Genomic DNA, 17,044 nt, shown 5'->3' with positions numbered 1-17,044 from the left:
GTCGGCCGATGACGTCCTGTCAGCCCCACACCAGGCGTGCCGTCTCGGCCACGAGCTCCAGTTTGCGGCGCTGGTCGTCGACGGTGAGCAGGTTTCCCCGGCTCGTCGAGGCGAACCCGCACTGCGGGCTGATGGCGAGCTGCTCCAGGGGCAGGTACTGGGAGGCTTCGTCGATACGGCGCCGCAGGGTGTCGACCGACTCGAGATCGGCCACCTTCGACGACACGAGCCCCAGCACGACGGTCTTGGTGGGCGGAACGAACCGCAGGGGTCCGAACCCGCCTGAGCGCTCGGTGTCGTACTCCAGAAGGAAGCGGTCGACCTCGACCTCGTCGAAGATGCGTTCCGCGATGGGCTCGTAGCCGCCCCGGGCGGACCAGGCGCTGCGCATGTTGCCGCGGCAGAAATGCATGGCGACGTTCATCCCGGGCCGGCGTGCGCGGGCAGCGCGGATCAGGGAGTTGTCCGTGTCGATGACGTGGCTGAGATGGCCGTCCAGGTCCGTCACCCGGCGCATCCGAGCCGCCTTCGGGTCGATGTTGGCCCAGTAGGCCAGGGAATCGAGCTGCAGCCAGGTGACCCCGGCGTCGATCAGGTCGGCGATGTCCTGCCGGTGGATCTCGGCCAACGCGGCGACCGCGTCCTGGCGGGTCGGGTAGACGCCGTCCGACACCCCGGGCCGCCAGAATCCGGCCACCATGGTCGGACTCGCCATGGTGATCTTGTAGGGGCCGGGGGAGTTCTCGGCCAGCCACCGCGCCTCGGTCCGAGACAGCGGCGTGCGTCGGTACAGGGGCTCGCCGATGGCCACGGAAGCGACCTCGCCCTCCAGCTCGGCGCCATCAGCATCGCGGTGCCAACGCGGACGGGCCGACGACTCCTCGGCGGGTACGAGACCGCCGACGGTTTCCACCACCGAGGCCATGAAGTTTTCGCGCCGGACCTCACCGTCGGTGAAGACCTGGATCCCGGCGTCCTGTTGCAGCTTGAGCGCGGCTGCCGCGGCAGCATCCTCCAGCTCCCTGAGACGCTCGGCCGGCAACGCGCCCCGCTGGTGCTCGGCATGTGCCGCCAGCAGTTCGTCAGGCCGCAGCAGGCTGCCTACATGCTCGGCCCGGATCGTCGTCGTCGACATCGGCCTTCCCTCCGTGCGATACGGGGTTTGCTCGCGTGGTCGTCGCCACACAATGCTGGCGGAACGTCCGTACGGTACGGTTCAGTACACCGCAGCGACAAGGCCCCGACTGCAAAGAAACCCGCACACGCCTCTCGGGTCGGCGGCCGGGAAGCCCGGCGTCATACCCGGCCGCCGCCGCGTGGGACGGACACTCCGTGCAGGAAGACGCGCACCGCCTCCACGATGGACGCGCGCACCTCTTCCTGGCTCAGCTTGCGCGGAGCATTCGTCAGCAGCCGCATCTGGGCGTCACCGAGCATGGCCTGGTACAGCTGCGCCGCCGCTCGAACCGGGTCCGCGACCTCAATCAGGCCGTCGTCACACGCCTGCTCCAGGCAGCGCCCGAGGACCGCGTGCCCCGCGGCCGGCCCATGCTCGGAGAACACATCCCCCAGCCCTGGGATGCGCTCGGCCTCGGCGGTCACCAGGCGGTGCAGGGCGATGGCCTGGGGGCTGAGGACCAGGGAGGCGAAGTGCTCGCCCAGCGCCACCAGGTTGTCGGCGAGGTTGTCGCCACCCGGCGAGAAGGCGTGCAACGGCCCCGACCATTCGTCGCACAACGCCTCCACGGCGGCGCGGAACAGCGCGCTCTTGTCGGCGAAGTAGCGGTAGAGGGTCGCCTTCGACCCGCCCACCGCTGCCAGGACGTCCTCCATGGAGACGCCGGTGTAGCCGCGCAGGATGAACAGCTCCCCGGCCGCCCGCACGATGCGCTGTCGCCGGTCCGTCGCTGTCATTCTCTGTGCGGTCGCCATGTCCTGGATGGTATGGGACCGATGGACGCGGCCTCTTTGCGTTCGATCGCACCGACGACTTGGGTATCGCGGGTTGCGCTGCCTGCACAACTGATTCGTACCGCGTGGTGGAGACCTCGTAACTGGTGGGCGCCGTGGTACAGCGCGGAAGCAACAGGGGAGCCCTCCACCCCGCAGCCATGGGCTCATCTCGCGCGACGCTCACTCCCAGTGAGCCACAGGAAAGTGCCGCCCATGAGCCGATCCGTAGACGCCATGCCGCCCGGCGGCAGTGTTACCGCCGGAGCACCTCCCGTGCGGTCTCAGCCGGCTGCGCGCAGATCGCTCGTGGCGGGCCTCACCGTCACGGCCGTGGCCGCAACCGGTTCGGCCCGCAGAGGCGGAGGGGGTCGCGTCAGCAGCCTTCGTCAGAGCTTGCTGACCTCGGTCCGACGGTTGTCCGTCTTGAAGGGCAGGTTGGACACGGTCGCCCGGATCTCCCGCTGCGCGGTTCCGGGCCGTCCCCACAGGACGGTCACCTCGGTGCCCGGAGCGGCGTGAGCGGGATCGATCACACAGAGGGAGATCATCGCTCGCAGTGCCACGCTCAGCGTCCGTCCAGTGGACACACCCACTGGATCACCGGAAAGGAGGACCTGGTCGAAGCTGGGAGCGGCCGATCGGGGCAGTTCCATCTGATCGGGTGTGTCATCGTCGCCCAGCAACGACGTCAGGACGGCGCCGACGTCGTGCCCGTTCCACCGCAGGCCTACCAACACCCGTCCCGGAGCTCCGCTCTCGACGTCTCTGACCAGCGCGTCACGGCCGATGAAATCCCGTCCGGGTATGCCCTTGCGGAACCCCCAGCCCAGTTCGCTGGGCTTGCGGAAATAATCACTCACTCCGCTGACGGGAACGAAACTGCCACCGGGCGTGCCTCTGCGGAACTGCCGCGGCGCGCCGGGCGTGAGGATGGAAGCCGGCAGGTAGTCCCGGCCGTTGGTGGCGATGCCGGCCTCGATGTGTTGCACGGGTTGTGACCGGAGACCGAGCTGACGGATGCCGAAGTCCTGGCCGCTCGCCACGACAGCCGACCAGATTGTGCTCGCATGCTCGGCCGGACCGTGCAGCTCGTATCCGAGCTCGCCCGAGATCCCGGTCCGCAGCACGCGCACCGGGACCCCGCCGGCCTGCGACATCCTGCTGCGGCTGAAGCCGACGTCCCGAAGGTCGTCTCCGGTGGTCTTCTCCAGCACGGAGAGGGACGCGGGTCCCTGGACGCCGAAGATGAACACATCCGGGCTGATGTCGGTGGCCGCGGCGTCCCAGCCGCCCTGGCCGAGCTGCCACAGCAGCCAGTCACAGCTTCCGGCGGTGTAAACGAACTCCTCAGGGCCGAGGCGGCACAACACGCCCTCGGAGGCGACCCAGCCGTTCTCGTCGAGTTGGACATGGTGCTTGATCCGGCCCGTCTCGAAACGGGAGAGATCCCTCATGCCCAGGCGGCCGAGGAATTCCAGGGCCTGAGGCCCGTGAATCCTCACCTTGTGCAAAGGGGTCCAGTCGCCGACGTAGCAGGACCGGACATGGGCGGCGCTTTCTTCGACCCAGTTCGAATACTCCAGCGGCAGAAGGGTCTGGGCGAAGTGACCGAAAGCGCCTCGTGTGTTTGCCGCGTCCTGGGCGGCGACGGCCGGACTGAACAGCGGTGGACGCTCAGTCACGAACGGCGCCTCACGCAGCCGGAGTGCTGCTTCGTACGTACTGCGCTGCCGCGCGCTCATGTCCATCCCACCTGCCACTAGATCGATTTACTGACCAGAGGCTACAAGCGCGCCCGGGACCGGGACAGGGCGGCGGAGGGTCCGCATCCTGCATGCTATGAAGAATCAATCTGAACGCGAAGCACCCTTGGGACGTGGCTTTCCCCGTGCGATCGACCCGCGAAGTTTCTTGGGAAAGCTGATGCTCTGCGCACGCTGAGCCCCTGGTCGGCGCAGCAGGCACGGCGCCTGCGCGCGGTGTGGCCGACCGTAGAGAGAGCGGTCGGGATTCTGGCCGGGGTGTGGGCGGCGCGCGGGTCCGTCATTCAGCAGTGGGCCGATCAGGAGCCGGCGTGGCTGACGGAGGCGCCGGCTGAAGCGTTGGGCTGGTTCGGCCAGCTTGCCGCCGACTACGACGCACGGTGCCTCCCACGTGTTTTTCGAGCGGTGTGCCCGCGAGGGTGGATACCCCCGTGACTACTTCGTGGCGCGTGCGGCGCTGCAGGCGGGATCCGGCACGGAGCAAGAGGTGCGGGACTACCTCACGGCGCACCACGACGCCACGTCGCCTCTGCTGAACGGGCTGCGGGTCTGCCTCGGCGGGGGTTGGGCCGAGGGAATCGAGCAGTTGGGCCGGTGGGGCCCCAGAACGCGCTTGCGCAGGCCTTGAAGGCCCAGCTCGAAGCCGAGGCGCTGATCAAGAAGGGTCGGCCGGGCGAGGCGCTGGCCCAGTTGCGGGACGCGGACCGGGAGGGGATCTTCACGGGCGTCGCTGTCAGCCTGGTGCTCCGAAACTACTACGTCGACATCCCGTTCTCCGCCGACCTCTACAGTGCTGCGGCGCAGGCCGACGGCTGGCAGGCAAAGGCGGTTGCCGTGGCTGTGTCACGGTCAGGCGGGTGGTCCGACGCACAAGCCGCAACGGCCGACGGCATTTGCTTTGACGCTGCCTCCCAGACCATCGGCGCCGCACGAGGCCTCGGCATGGCTCAGCGCCGCCTTCGCCAGCCTGTATCGGGCTACGCTGACCTCGGACCGGCCGCGCAACCTCCAGGTCTTTTCTTGGCAGGTCCTCACCCAGCCCTGGATTTCGGCTTCCTCGCTCCCGTTCGTCCTCGCGGGCCTGCACGGTGGCAGGGGGGACGTGGCCGGTACTGACGGCCCCCTGCAGGACGCCCTCACCCACTACTACGGCGCCCTCGTCGAATGGTTGGGCCGCATCGCCGCCGCCAGCAGACTGATGAGTCTGTTCGCTCTCACCGCCGAGGAGGACAGAGTCACCGCGGCGCGCACCGTGCTGACCCACCGCGCCCGGTAGACAGCAGGAAAGCGGCGGCGCCTTGCAAGGCCGCGCCGCAGTCCGGCGCCTACACCGACGACGTGGAGGCAAAAGGGTCGGCTGTCCGAGCAATGACAACTGCTCCGCGGCGTCGGGCGTAACACGAGTCTCTGAGGCGAGGGAGCCGAGCGGTAGTCGGTCCAGCGGCCCGCTCATGGCGTCTCTGGCTGGGTCGGGATGATGTCGGGCGGGTAGCCCTTGGCACGAAGCCAGGCGTCGAGGGCCAAGGCGACGATGTCGCCGTGGGGAACGTCGTGCTCGGCGTTGTAGCGGCGGATGCGTCGCTGGAGCTGCAGGATGTCGGGGACGGCGTAGTTGAGCTGTCCGCGTTTGATGTGGCGGTTGCCGATGACCGTAAGAGTGTCTGGATGCGGAGTGAGCGGATCGTCGGCGGGCTCGGACTGCGCTTCCAGTGCGTCGGCTATGTCGCGTAGCCGACGGGCGTGGTGGGTGAGGTCGGGCACGAACGTTGCTCCGGTCGGTCCGGCTAGGCGGCTAGTCAGCCGCCTATTGGGCTATTGGAATAGTCGGCGGACGGGGGCGGCCGCGCACTCAGTGAGCTGGCGGCCGCCCCGTGTGCCGTGCGGCGTGCGTCCCGTTCGTGGGCGCCGCATGCGAACCCGCGTGGTGCTCGTACTGCGGACCGGGTGCCCCACTGTTTACCGGGAACGCGGTACTGGTGGCAGTCGGCACAACCGCCTGGCGTACGGCCATCTCACTTCCCTGAACCGGCGCGTTCTGCGAGACCTGCTTGGCCGACTGTGTGGGCCGGAGTGCAGGTGCTGCGGGCTCGGGAGCCGGGGCCACCTGCCGTTTCATTGCCTCCCCAGCGGATTCCGTTCCCGTCTCGGGGGCGGCGACGGCAGGGTGAGTCGGCTGACCGGCGGCCGGCTCCGGCACGGGGCCGCTCGGCGTGACCTCGACGGTTCGGCTGGGCGGAGGCGTGTGTCACTTCGGGCGCCGTCTCGGTTCGGCCGTGCGCCGATGCCTCGACGGGAGCGGCGGAAGGTGCGGGCTGAAGCTGCGGCTCGTCGGCCGGGGGACGGTCTTCCCTCTGGGCGGCGGCATGTTCGGCGGCGTACTGCTCGGGGGTGAGCTCGGCGGTCGGCGGCGGGGGCGGCGGGGTCGTCTTCTTGGCCCCGCCCAGGGTGCGCCCGCCGGTGCGGCGGGCTGGCGGTTTCGGCCTTTTCGTTCTTCTCGCTCATGCCTCGGTCAGCTCCTTCATCAGGTTGGCGTACTCGCTCAGTTCGGTGGGGATCTCGCCGAAGGCCTCCATGTAGTGCACCCAGGAGTGGATGGTGGTCTCGGCGAGCGGGAACGGTTCGTCGCGGTCCGGTCCGATGCCCTCGCCCTTCTCGGGCTCCAGCAGCTTGTCCTTCGCGGTGCGGGGCAGGCTGGTGCGGTCGTCGGCCTTGACGAGGACCACGTGGGCGGTGACACCCTGCTCGTTGCGGGTGGCGGCGCGCTCGGCCTCGTCGAAGGTGGCCACGAGCTTGCGGCGCTCGATCTTGGTGGGGGCGACCGGCACGAGCAGCAGGTTCGCCTCGGTAACAGCCTCGTGGAACAGCTTCGCGCTGCCGCCGCCGGCGTCGACCACGATCGCTCCGAACTCGGCACGCTTCTCACGGATGTATTCGGCGATGTCATCGAACGGGTACCGCTCGACGACCAGGTTTTCCGGGATCTCGAAACCCTCGGCCTTGGCGACCTTGAACCAGTCATAGGCGGACTGGCTGGTCGCGTCCGCGTCCAGCAGCAGCGTCGGCAGGTCGAGGACGACGGCGTAGTACAGGGCGATGAACCAGGCCGAGGTGGTCTTGCCGGTGCCGCCCTTGAGCATGCCGACGACGATGACGAAGGCGTCCCAGGCGCGGGCTGTGGCCGCCGCCAGGGTCTTGATACGGGTGTTCTCGTTCACGTGTGTCTGATCTCCTGAAGCTCGAAAGGTGCGTTGACTTGTGTGGGTCGGCGAGAGGGACGACTTTCGGTGGTGGCTATGTGACGATGAAGGGGGCGCGCGTGCCGCAGGGCTGCGGCCGGGATGGCCTTCGGGCAGGTCTCGCATCTGTTGGGCACGACCAGCGGAGCGAACGAGAGCTCTATCTGGTGCGCTCACGGCCGTTTCCCCTCGGGGCGAGTGGGGCCATGTCGGTGCTGGGGCCGCATGCGGGTGCTGGCCTGGTGCAGGAGCCGGTAGACCGTGGCAACGGAGTAGTTGCACGCCTTGGCTAGGTCCGGGACCGTGGCGCCCTCCTCGTACCGCGCCCGCAGAGACAGCGCGAGCTTCTGCCGTTCAGCGGCCCTCGCCGCAGCGCGCATCCGCAGCGTCTGCTGCGGGGTGCGCACGGTGCCGCCGGCCTCAAGCAGCAGGCGCCGGGCACCACGCCTCGACTCACCGGCAACTGCCGCGAGTTCAGCGAGCGTCGCACCCTGCTGCTCGTAAAGGGTGCGCAGACGGGCTGCGAGACGTCGGCGGGCTTGGGAATCCTGGCGCATCCTGCGGGTCTGCCACGACGTGCGCATGACGGTCCCGGCATCGTGCAGCCGGTTGAGGACCATGCCGTACGACAGGCCGCTGGCGGAGACGAGTTCGTCGACCGTTGCACCGGACTCGTACTGGTTGCGCAAGGCATCCGGGGTCACCGGCTGGCTCTGGGCAGGGTTGGTTGGAGGGTGTTGTCGGTTCATGCGGCGGAGTTCCATTCGCTGAGGGCTTCGGCATGGGCGGCCGCCAGCTCGTCGTAACTGCGCTGGTCAGCTGGGATGATGAGGATCAGGCGGCCGTCGGTGGCGACCCGCCAGTCGGAAGCAGGGCGGCCGGTGGCCGGGTCGAGGACGCGCCCGTCCGGGGCGTGCCACGTCGGCGGGATCTCGTCGGGGCGCGGCGCGGGGACCAGGATTTGGCGGTCGTCGCGGACGATCACCACAGCCTTGGTGCGGTGCTCCGCGAGCCGGTCCAGCGCCTCCTGGTAGGCCGCACGCTCGACCGCGTGCAGGGCCTTCCGCCGGGCCGCGACGCCTGCGGTGCCGTGGTGCTCGGCGACCTTGTCCCAGCCCTGTGCAGGCACGGCGTCGAGCCCCGTGACACGGGCAGGGAGGCTGCTACCGAGGCCCTCCAGCGCGCGCGGCGCGAGGGCCCAGGTCTCCCCGATGCGGCAGACGAGGCCGTGGCCATCCAGGCGTCGCAGAGTCCGGTAGGTGGTGGCGCGGGAGACCGAGGAGGTACCGACGAGCTCGGCGACCGTCTGGTAGGGGCGTTGGTGCAGGGCGCTGATGAGCATGAGGGCGGCGCTGCCGAGGCCGTGGTGGGCGAAGGCGTCGTGGCCCATCAGACGGCCGAGGACGGTGGAGTCGATGTCGGCCGCCGTGGCCGTCTCAGAGGTGGGCCAGTCCTCAAGTGCCGGGTCGGGGGGCAACTGAGTGGTCCGGGAACGAGACGGCGGCGCGCTGAGATACCAGGTGGAACCCTCGCGGCCGTGGCCGACCTGCAGGCGGCGCAGCCAGCCCTGCGGTTTGAGGACGGTGTCGTAGACCGCCCGCAGCGTCGTGCGGGAGATGCCCGCTTCCTCCGCGGTCTGCCGTTCGCTGGCGTGGTGCAGTGGGCCGCCCGCGGTCTCGGCGAAGTTCAGGTGCGCGCGCAGTACCCGCAGCGCGGTGCGTCCCCGTTCCCCGCGCCAGGGGGTGGTCTCGATGCGGTCGCGCAGCGCGGCGAGCACCTCGTACGCGTCGTGCCGGGAACCCAGCGTCACGGTCGTGTTGACCGTTTCGGAGGCGTTGGCCCAGACCCGGCGGATGTAGTCCAGGGCGCGCATCTGCCCGGAGCGCAGGGCGATGTTGCGGGTGTGCCGTCCGCCTTCGTGGTCGGGGTGCAGCAGGAGCTGTGTGAGCTGGTCGAGGGTGCCGCCGGCGCGGGCCACGTGGCAGGCGATGGCCGCGGTGATCCGGTGCCCGTGCTCGGCCGCTCCCTGGCGGTCCGCGCGCAGGACCACGGTCCGGCGGTCGGGGGCGAGCCGGCTGTAACTGCTGGTGGCGTAGCGGCCGGTGAGGTCGCCGAGCAGAATGAGATCGGTCGCGGCCGACGGCAGTCGGACGTACTCCACAAGGCCGCGGAATTCGGTGGAGTGTCGTCGAGAGAGGGCGTGATGGGTGCTGTGTGGCACGGTGGGGTCGTCTCGCAAAAACGTGGACGCCACCCAGGCCCGCTAAAACCACGGGTGGTGTCCGGAACCGACCTCCATCGGCGCCAGCAAGGTCCCCAGGATGGCCGTCCTGGAGGGCCTCGTTTGCCTGGCCCCGAGTGGAGGCAGGCGTCCCCATCGCAGCTCGACCGAGGTCGAACCAGAGCAGCGCCAGAGTGGTCCACTGGTGATCCACACCGGCCGACTCAGGTCCCTCGGAGGGCAGTTGCAGAGGCTGCTGCCTCTGACTGCCTCTGAGCGACCCGGGTCGAACCGGGGTCGAATCAGAGTGTTTTCCTCTGACTGCCTCCGATCGCCTCTGTAACCCGTCCTAGCAGGTCACAGCCTCATCGCCCCCACACAAGCGCAGGTCAGAAAGGTGCGCTAGCTGTACCACTGGTTCCTGGCGAAGGCGGTCATGTGAGGCATGGCGTTCCCGTCCCTGTCGGCGGGGCTTCGTCGCCCCGCGTGCCGTGGTTGGGAACAGGTTCCTGACGGCGGTGGTCGCCGCGCAAGGCGGCTTCTGCCAGGCGGAAGCATCCCTACGGAAGAGCTGGTCAGAGCCTTGCCATGCGCCTTGCGTATCACCGGAAGCGGCTGCGGAGTGACTCCGCTGGGCGGATCGGTCCAGGGCCGGCCGTGTGGTTTGGCGAGCACGTCCGATTGTGACGCTGCCATGATTGTCCGGAAATGGGTCAGTGCTGACGCAAGGGCGTGCTGGGTCGAATCCGGGTCGGATTGGCCCGTCTTGGTGTGCTTTTTTCAAGGTGACCTCGCCGGAGTCGTCACGGCCGTCGGTGCCGAGGCCGACGGACTCGCCGTCGGTCGACCTTCAGTTTCCCGCGCGCCCGCGCGTCGAAGCCCTCATAGCGGCTGATCAGCGCGTCGTTGGCCGCCACGAAGCCTTCGGCCCGCTGGGCGGGTGACATGCCGTCCCAGCGCACCCACACGGACTTGTTGAAGTCAGCGTCGGGCAGGCCGTCCCGATGGCCGCACCACCGTCCACGCGCGCGTCGCTCCCGGTCCGACCCCGGCCACGCCGTCCCCTCCCCGCCAGAACTTCCGAAAAGCGGAAGCCGCCTGTCATCGCGGCACGACACGAGTCGGAGTCGGACACGTCGAACTCGTGCCGGCACCCGACCGCATCGGGAGTGGCGGTGCCCACGCCGCCCCGCCGAGTCCGATCCGAACGTCTCAACGAATCAAGCGGTCGGCGGACGCGGCTCACGGTCGATCCTCTCGGCACCGGCCAGCAGCTCCGGGTGCAACCGGCGTCTGGCGCTGAACAGCTCGATGCCCAGAAGTCGTCCGTGTGAGTCGTAGTCGAGTATCGCCGTGTCGTCCTCGGCAGGTACCTGCCGGACGGCTTCTCCTGGGGCGATGCCATCGACAAGGTAGATGTACGCCATGTTCGCCGATGCGTCGTACTCGACCCGCATGACTGGCCTTCCCGGTTGTTCGCCGACCTGGGGTGTCAGGTCCTGCTCTTCCGGAGAGCGTACTGACGTCGAAGATCGCCAGGACAGGCCCTGGCTCTGACCATGGAATCGGTCCACTTCCACGGCAAGGTCGGCAAGGACCGGCGCGTGCGCTTCGGGCCGAGGGCGGCGTGCCCATGAGTGGAAGCGTGCCGGTGGCGACACTGGTGACCTGATGGTGCGCGACGTCGGACGAGTTGCCCCGCCGCTGCGGAGCCGGCGCCGCTGAGTCGCGGTAGTGGCCGGATTGGCGCCGCAGTCACCGCACCGCGCCCACAGGCATGACCCTGCGGTACGCCTGCACCGCGATCACCGCGACCGCGACGTGCATCACGAGCAGGGCCACGACACCGATGACCTCGCCCTCGTCGAACAGGAAGAAGTCGGGGACGAAGGAGACTACGACGACCGACGGGACGAGTCGGCGGAGCAGCCGTTCGGGATTCCGGTCAAACCTGCGGATGAGGGCCCATCCGACGGCCCCGGCCAGCACCCCCAGCGCGGTCAGGAAGGCATACGACGGGGGCTCCAACGGGTCGAAGTCCTCAGGCGCGCCCAGCGCGTGCGCCAGCACCGCGATCAACGCGTTCACCAAGGCGGACAGCACGAAGGCGATGAACACACCTCCCGCCACCACGAGCGGACCCCGCCGTGAAGAGAGCGTCTCAGGGACAGATGACATGGCAACTCCAGATCGTGACAGGGAACATGGTCAGGTCTTGGGACTACGGGTGGCATCCACTCGCTGAAGGGGACGGCTCGCGTCGATGGCGGCACGCCCGTCGGCCGCGCGCCGTGTCGCGGCCACGAGGTAGGCGACGGCGGCGGCGAAGACCAGCAGCGCGGTCCAGTCGTTCAGGCGCAGGCCGAGGATGTGGTGGGCCTCGTCCACCCGCAGGTACTCGATCCAGAAGCGGCCGACGGTGTACGCGGCGGCGTACAGCGCGAACGCCCGGCCATGGTCGAGGTGGAAGCGGCGGTCCGCCCACACGACCAGGGCGACCACGCCGAGACACCACAACGACTCGTACAGGAACGCGGGGTGATACGTGGCCAGGTCCGCTGTGGCCTCAGGCCGGTGTGCGGGGTCGATCTCCAGGGCCCAGGGGAGGGTGGTGGCCCGCCCGTAGAGCTCCTGGTTGAACCAGTTGCCCCAGCGGCCGATGGCCTGCCCCAGCGCGATGCCGGGGGCGACGGCGTCGGCGAACGCGGACAGGGCAACGCCCTTGCGGCGGCAGCCGATCCAGGCTCCGACGGCCCCACCGGCGATGGCGCCCCAGATACCGATGCCCCCGTCCCAGATGATGAGGGCCTTGAGCGGATCGCCGCCCTTGCCGAAGTACGGCTCGCTGGACGTGATCACGTGGTAGAGGCGGGCGCCGACGACACCGAACGGGACCGCCCACAGGGCGATGTCCGCCACGACGGTCTTCTCTCCGCCGCGGGCGGCCCAGCGACGGCCACCCAGCCACACGGCGGCGGCGATGCCGAGGATCAGCATCAGTGAGTAGCCGCGCAGCGGCAGCGGACCCAGGTGGATCTCGCCGATGGACGGGCTGGGAATGAAGGCCAGGGGCACTGGTGGTTCCTCACAAGGGGCGGGTGGGGCAGCAGGCCGTCGGTACAAAGGGCGGGTGGGGCAGCAGGCCGTCGGTACAAAGGGCGGGTGGGGCAGCAGGCCGTCGGTTGCGGGGCCGATCGTCGCCGCCCGCGCCCCCCACGCACATCGACCGATCGACGCGCCCTTCGTCCACCGATCAGTGGACCCGCCCCCACTGGCCGGCTGATTCTCCCGCTACGCGGCTGCGCCTACTCTGAGGGCCATGGCACTGCGACAGGCGTGGGAGTGGGAGCGGTGGAAGGCCATGGGTCAGCACGCCTTCTTCGCCACCGTGCTCGCCCTGTCCATGCCGGGTGCGCTGGCCGGGGCGGAGATGACGACCGGCGCGGCGCTGTCGCGGATCGGCCCGGCGGTGGGGCTCGCCCTTTGGTACGCGTACTGGATCACGCTGCGTGGTGGCGCCGGTCGCCCGCCGCTGCCCTACCTTGTCGGGGCTTTGGCCGGGTGGGCGTTCATGGCCGTGGTGGACCCCGCGTTCCTCCCGGTGGCCGTGGCGGTGCTGAGCCCGTACTGGCTGAGGCGGGCCTGGTGGTCGGCCGGCGGGGTGCTGGTGCTGGGCGCCGCCTGGTCGTTGCAGAGCCTCACCACGGACGGTTACGTCGACGTGCGGGCGCTCACGGGATGCGTGCTCGGCACGGCGGTGGCGGTCACCCTCACGTGCTACGTCGCCACCCTCGACCATGAGAGTCACAAGCGGCAGCGGCTCCTGGACGAGCTCACCGCCACCCAGGCGGAACGAGCGGCAGCGGAACGCCAGGCCGGTACCTTGGCCGAACGCCAGCGCCTGGCCCGGGAGGTCCACGACACGCTGACCCAGGGGTTCGCGTCCATCGCCATGCTGCTGGACGCCGCACGCGACGACCTGCCACCCGACTCCCCTGCGGCCCGCCGCGTCGAGCAGGCCATGCGCACGGCCCGGGACAACCTCGCGGAGAGCCGCCGCCTCGTGCATGCCCTCCGCCCGGCGCCACTGGACCGCACGCACCTGGCGGACGCGGTCCGTGAACTCACCGGCCGGCTCGCGGAGGAGACCGGCACCGAGGCCTACACGGTCGTGACCGGCCGACCGGTCGCCCTGCCTCCCACTGCCGAGGGCGAGTTGCTGCGCGTCGTGCAGGAGGCACTGACCAACGCCCGGCGGCACGCCCGCGCGATCAGTGTCTCGGTCACGCTCTCGTACCTCGGCGATGTCCTGGCGATCGACATCCAGGACGACGGCACCGGTTTCGCGCCTGCTGCCCGGCATCCGGGCGTCGGCCTGACCACCATGCGGGAGCGCATCGCCTCCTTGCACGGCACGTTCACGGTGGAAAGCGCCCCGGGCGAGGGTACGACCGTCGCCGTCACGGTGCCGCTCCCGGCCGAGCCTCCGTCCTCCGAGCCCTCAGCCGCCGTGTCGGGCACCGAGCGGATGGCCCCGGCGTCATGAGGACGTCGACCGGTCCCACCATCCGGGTCCTCCTCGCCGACGACCACCCCGTGGTCCGCGACGGGCTTGCCGCCATGCTGGCCACCCAGCCCGACCTCACGGTCGTCGGCGAGGCCGCCAACGGTGCCGAGGCACTGCACCAGACCGCCTCACTCGCACCCGACGTCGTGCTGATGGACCTGCAGATGCCCGGCATGGACGGCACCACCGCGACCGCCGCCATCCGCGCCGCCCACCCCGAGGTGCGGGTCCTCGTCCTGACCACCTACGACACGGACGCCGACATCACGGCCGCCGTCGACGCCGGCGCGGTCGGCTACCTGCTCAAGGACACCGGACGACACGAGCTGTGCGAGGCCGTCCGTACCGCCGCCCGGGGAGGCGCGGTACTGTCCCCCTCTGTGGCCGCCAAGGTCCTCGCCCATATGCGCGGCGACCGGGTCGCCGGCTTGTCCGGCAGGGAACTCGAAGTCCTGTCCGCCGTGGCTCGGGGGCAGAGCAACAAGCAGATCGCCCGCGCCCTGCGCCTGTCCGAGGCCACGGTCAAGACCCATCTGCTGCACATCTACACCAAGCTCGACGTCGGCGACCGCACCGCCGCCGTCACCGCCGCACTCGGCCGGGGAATCATCCGCCTGGACTGAACGCCTCGCCGGGGCACGGTCGTTCAGGAACAGGACCCACGCCGGCGCCGTCCGGGCCCATGGCGAGGGGGGAAGTCGTGCCGGACGGCGTGGCTTGCACAGGCGGGGTGGTTGATGGTGCTTTACGGGAGTCTGGAGCCCGGAAGGGCATGGGTCGGCCGACCTCGACGGACCGCTTCGCCCGGCCGAAGCAGAAGCCGTCGATCACCCTGCGCTGTCATCGGTGGGCTCGTCCCAGGTGACGGTCAGCTCGTTGCGGCGGCCGAAGCGTTCGAGATGGCTGCTCACCACGTCCTGGATGGTGGTGAGCGTGGACGCGTCGGGTGAGGTGACGCGGATGAGCAGGTGGTCGTCCGCGGGCTGGAGTACGACCTCGGTGTCCTGGAACGTGAGGCGGTGGTCGCCGTCGGGGGTCTCCTCGACGGGGACCTTGCGGCCGAAGTGCGAGGCGAACTGCTTGGCGTACCGCGGGGCGGCGTCGGTGGTGACACGGCCGAGGGAGGAAGGCATGGATGGCTCCTGGGTGGAGAGATCGGGTGGGCCCACTGTTGTGGTGCGGTCAGCCGGCCAGTGCAGTGACCGTGGCCCGGAACCTCGAGGCCTGAACGATACCTACTGCTTCAAATTTGAACATGATGTGCGGCGTGTGATGCCGACCGTATTGGTTCGAATTCGAATTCGACCACGCCGACCGTGATGCGCGGATCGCCCCACGGTCGTGGTGCCGGGTGATGGCGTACTGCGGTCGTGGTACGCGCAGTGCACGCCGTGGGCTGACGCCGGAGCCCGCTTTCCTCCGAGAACCTTGAAGCCTCAAAAACGTGAGGTGGATTGTGATCGAGGTAAACGACCTCAGCAAGAGGTACGGCGACAAGCTCGCGGTCGATGCACTGAGCTTCTCCGTGCGCCCTGGCGTGGTGACGGGGTTCCTCGGGCCCAACGGCGCGGGCAAGTCGACCACGATGCGGATGATCATGGGCCTTGACCGGCCGTCGTCCGGCACGACGCGTATCAACGGCCGTCCGTACGAGCAGCACAAGGCCCCGCTGCAGGAGATCGGGGCACTGCTGGAGGCGAAGTCGATCCACCCCGGGCGCTCGGCATATCAGCACCTGCTGGCTCTGGCGGCGAGCAACGGCATCGGCAAGCGGCGGGTGCTGGAGGTGATCGACATGGTCGGGCTGACGGAGGTGGCCCGCAAGCGGGCGGGCGGGTTCTCGCTGGGCATGGGGCAGCGGCTGGGCATCGCCTCGGCACTGCTCGGCGACCCGCAGGTCGTCATGCTGGACGAGCCGGTCAACGGCCTTGATCCAGAAGGCGTGCTGTGGATCCGCAACCTGTTGAAGGGCCTCGCGGACCAGGGGCGGACGGTCTTCGTCTCCTCCCACCTGATGAGCGAGATGGCGTTGATCGCCGAGGACCTGATCGTGATCGGGAAGGGCCGGCTGCTGTCCGCCGGTCTGCTCGCCGACTTCATCGCCGGGTCCGCCAGTCGCAGCGTACGGGTGCGCTCACCGCAGGCCACGGACCTGCGCGCCCGGCTGCTGGGCGACGGCGTCACGGTTTCCACCAGCGAGCCCGGCGTGCTGGAAGTGACGGGACTGGAAGCGGCGGAGATCGGGGAACGCGCCGCGGCCGCCGGGCTGGTGCTGCACGAGTTGTTCCGTCAGGAGGCCTCGCTGGAGGAGGCGTTCATGGAGTTGACCCACGACTCCGTCGAATACCACGCCACCACCGCGGAGCCCGTCATGACGGGAGGGACGAACCGATGAGCACCACAGACCTCGCCCCGCAGGACACGCACAGGACGGAACGCCCGTCGGCGGACCGTCAGCGCGTCACCTTTCCACGGGTCGTCCACATGGAATGGATCAAGCTGCGGTCGCTGCGCTCGACGACCCTCACGCTGGCGATCACGGTGGCCCTCCTCATCGGCTTCGGGCTGCTGTTCAGCAGCCTGGTCGGCTCGGGAGAGGGCCCCGATCAGGAGGACTTCAGCGACCCGACCTCGATCACCCTGGGCGGAGTGATGCTCGCCGCGCTGGCCACCGCGGTGCTCGGAGTGCTGATGAGCGCCGGCGAGTACGCCACCGGAACCATCCGCGCCACGCTCGCCGCAGTCCCGTCACGCCTGCCGGTGCTGTGGGGCAAGGTGGTCGTCTTCGCCGTGGTGAGCTTCGTGCTCATGTTCGTCGCGGTCCTGGGGGCTTTCCTGGCCGGCCAGTCGGTCCTGTCCTCCCGCGGCCTGGACACCGCCGCGCTGTCCGATCCGGGGGTGTTCCGCGCGGTCGTCGGCGCGGCGGTCTACCTGACCGGTGCCGGGCTGATCGGTCTGGCGGTCGGCGTCCTGCTGCGCAACACCGCCGGGGCGATCACCCTCGTGGTGGGCGCGCTGTTCGTGGTGCCCGGCCTGATCCAGCTCCTGCCCAGCAGCTGGAACGACGCCATCGGCCCGAATCTGCCGTCGAACGCGGCGAACGCGGTCATGTCCGTGCAGACGAGCGGTGACTCGCTGTCACCTGGGTCCGGACTGGCGGTGTTCGCCGTGTACATCGTGGTACTCCTGGCCGGCGCGGCCGTCGTGCTCAAGCGGCGGGATGCCTGAGTCCATCGCCGCCGGTCTCCGCCTGCCCCCTCGTATTCCTCTGGCGTACGCGCGGGTAGTCCCGTCCGCCGGTACG

At 69.5% G+C, this 17,044-nt stretch carries 17 protein-coding genes; 6 read left to right on the top strand and 11 right to left on the bottom strand.

What is annotated here, in order from left to right:
• Positions 1-19: 19 nt before the first annotated feature.
• The 3 genes from JIX56_RS05120 to JIX56_RS05110 all read right to left on the bottom strand — a co-directional run bounded on the left by JIX56_RS05120 (position 20) and on the right by JIX56_RS05110 (position 3,635).
• Complete coding sequence (locus JIX56_RS05120) at positions 20-1,135, bottom strand: cobalamin-independent methionine synthase II family protein (RefSeq protein ID WP_257537567.1); 1,116 nt, start codon at positions 1,133-1,135, stop codon at positions 20-22.
• Between the two features lie 161 nt (positions 1,136-1,296).
• Positions 1,297-1,932 (bottom strand): TetR/AcrR family transcriptional regulator, encoded by a 636-nt coding sequence (locus JIX56_RS05115; protein WP_257537566.1) that lies wholly within the window; start codon positions 1,930-1,932, stop codon positions 1,297-1,299.
• Positions 1,933-2,339: 407 nt separating this feature from the next.
• Positions 2,340-3,635 carry an aminomethyl transferase family protein gene (locus tag JIX56_RS05110; protein ID WP_257537565.1) on the bottom strand — a complete coding sequence of 432 codons (1,296 nt, stop codon included), beginning with the start codon at positions 3,633-3,635 and terminating at the stop codon, positions 2,340-2,342.
• Between the two features lie 675 nt (positions 3,636-4,310).
• Between JIX56_RS05110 and JIX56_RS05105 the strand changes: the two genes are divergently transcribed.
• Positions 4,311-4,832: a hypothetical protein gene (locus JIX56_RS05105; RefSeq protein ID WP_257537564.1), complete on the top strand. Its 522-nt coding sequence runs from the start codon at positions 4,311-4,313 to the stop codon at positions 4,830-4,832.
• Positions 4,819-4,992 (top strand): hypothetical protein, encoded by a 174-nt coding sequence (locus JIX56_RS05100; protein ID WP_257537563.1) that lies wholly within the window; start codon positions 4,819-4,821, stop codon positions 4,990-4,992. The genes JIX56_RS05105 and JIX56_RS05100 overlap by 14 nt, the downstream gene beginning before the upstream one ends.
• Before the next feature lie 173 nt (positions 4,993-5,165).
• On the opposite strand, the gene JIX56_RS05095 is transcribed toward JIX56_RS05100, so the two are convergent.
• The 7 genes from JIX56_RS05095 to lgt form a co-directional block, all read right to left on the bottom strand.
• The gene (locus JIX56_RS05095) at positions 5,166-5,477 is read right to left on the bottom strand and encodes a hypothetical protein (RefSeq protein ID WP_257537562.1); all 312 of its coding nucleotides are present in this window, start codon (positions 5,475-5,477) and stop codon (positions 5,166-5,168) included.
• Positions 5,478-6,214: 737 nt separating this feature from the next.
• Positions 6,215-6,931: a ParA family protein gene (locus tag JIX56_RS05090; protein ID WP_257537561.1), complete on the bottom strand. Its 717-nt coding sequence runs from the start codon at positions 6,929-6,931 to the stop codon at positions 6,215-6,217.
• A 194-nt stretch (positions 6,932-7,125) separates the two neighbouring features.
• Entirely contained in the window at positions 7,126-7,716 is a 591-nt protein-coding gene (locus JIX56_RS05085; protein ID WP_257537560.1) for a helix-turn-helix domain-containing protein, read from the bottom strand.
• Entirely contained in the window at positions 7,698-9,173 is a 1,476-nt protein-coding gene (locus JIX56_RS05080) for a MarR family winged helix-turn-helix transcriptional regulator (RefSeq protein ID WP_257537559.1), read from the bottom strand. Before JIX56_RS05080 ends, JIX56_RS05085 begins: the two co-directional genes overlap by 19 nt.
• Positions 9,174-10,393: 1,220 nt before the next feature.
• Positions 10,394-10,630 carry a DUF2283 domain-containing protein gene (locus JIX56_RS05075; RefSeq protein WP_257537558.1) on the bottom strand — a complete coding sequence of 79 codons (237 nt, stop codon included), beginning with the start codon at positions 10,628-10,630 and terminating at the stop codon, positions 10,394-10,396.
• Positions 10,631-10,928: 298 nt separating this feature from the next.
• Entirely contained in the window at positions 10,929-11,351 is a 423-nt protein-coding gene (locus JIX56_RS05070) for a DUF6069 family protein (protein WP_257537557.1), read from the bottom strand.
• Between the two features lie 30 nt (positions 11,352-11,381).
• Complete coding sequence (gene lgt, locus JIX56_RS05065; RefSeq protein WP_257537556.1) at positions 11,382-12,248, bottom strand: prolipoprotein diacylglyceryl transferase; 867 nt, start codon at positions 12,246-12,248, stop codon at positions 11,382-11,384.
• A gap of 244 nt (positions 12,249-12,492) precedes the next feature.
• Here lgt and JIX56_RS05060 point away from each other — a divergent pair, with 244 nt between their 5' ends.
• Together JIX56_RS05060 and JIX56_RS05055 are read left to right on the top strand one after the other, a co-directional pair.
• On the top strand, positions 12,493-13,719 hold the full coding sequence (locus JIX56_RS05060; protein ID WP_257537555.1) for a sensor histidine kinase: 1,227 nt from the start codon (positions 12,493-12,495) through the stop codon (positions 13,717-13,719).
• Positions 13,716-14,363: a response regulator gene (locus tag JIX56_RS05055; RefSeq protein ID WP_257537554.1), complete on the top strand. Its 648-nt coding sequence runs from the start codon at positions 13,716-13,718 to the stop codon at positions 14,361-14,363. The genes JIX56_RS05060 and JIX56_RS05055 overlap by 4 nt, the downstream gene beginning before the upstream one ends.
• A 204-nt stretch (positions 14,364-14,567) precedes the next feature.
• Here JIX56_RS05055 and JIX56_RS05050 read toward each other — a convergent pair whose 3' ends face one another.
• Positions 14,568-14,873, bottom strand: coding sequence for a DUF2218 domain-containing protein (locus tag JIX56_RS05050; RefSeq protein WP_257537553.1), 306 nt, complete (start codon positions 14,871-14,873; stop codon positions 14,568-14,570).
• Between the two features lie 323 nt (positions 14,874-15,196).
• On the opposite strand from JIX56_RS05050, the gene JIX56_RS05045 reads away from it, so the two are divergent.
• Both JIX56_RS05045 and JIX56_RS05040 read left to right on the top strand, forming a co-directional pair.
• Positions 15,197-16,135: an ATP-binding cassette domain-containing protein gene (locus JIX56_RS05045; protein ID WP_257537552.1), complete on the top strand. Its 939-nt coding sequence runs from the start codon at positions 15,197-15,199 to the stop codon at positions 16,133-16,135.
• On the top strand, positions 16,132-16,968 hold the full coding sequence (locus JIX56_RS05040; protein WP_257537551.1) for an ABC transporter permease: 837 nt from the start codon (positions 16,132-16,134) through the stop codon (positions 16,966-16,968). Before JIX56_RS05045 ends, JIX56_RS05040 begins: the two co-directional genes overlap by 4 nt.
• Positions 16,969-17,044: the final 76 nt, after the last annotated feature.

This window comes from Streptomyces sp. CA-210063, assembly GCF_024612015.1.
Classification (GTDB): Bacteria; Actinomycetota; Actinomycetes; order Streptomycetales; family Streptomycetaceae; genus Streptomyces.
The sequence above is the reverse complement of the archived record's forward strand: the minus strand, read 5'-3'. Positions and strand labels throughout refer to the sequence as shown.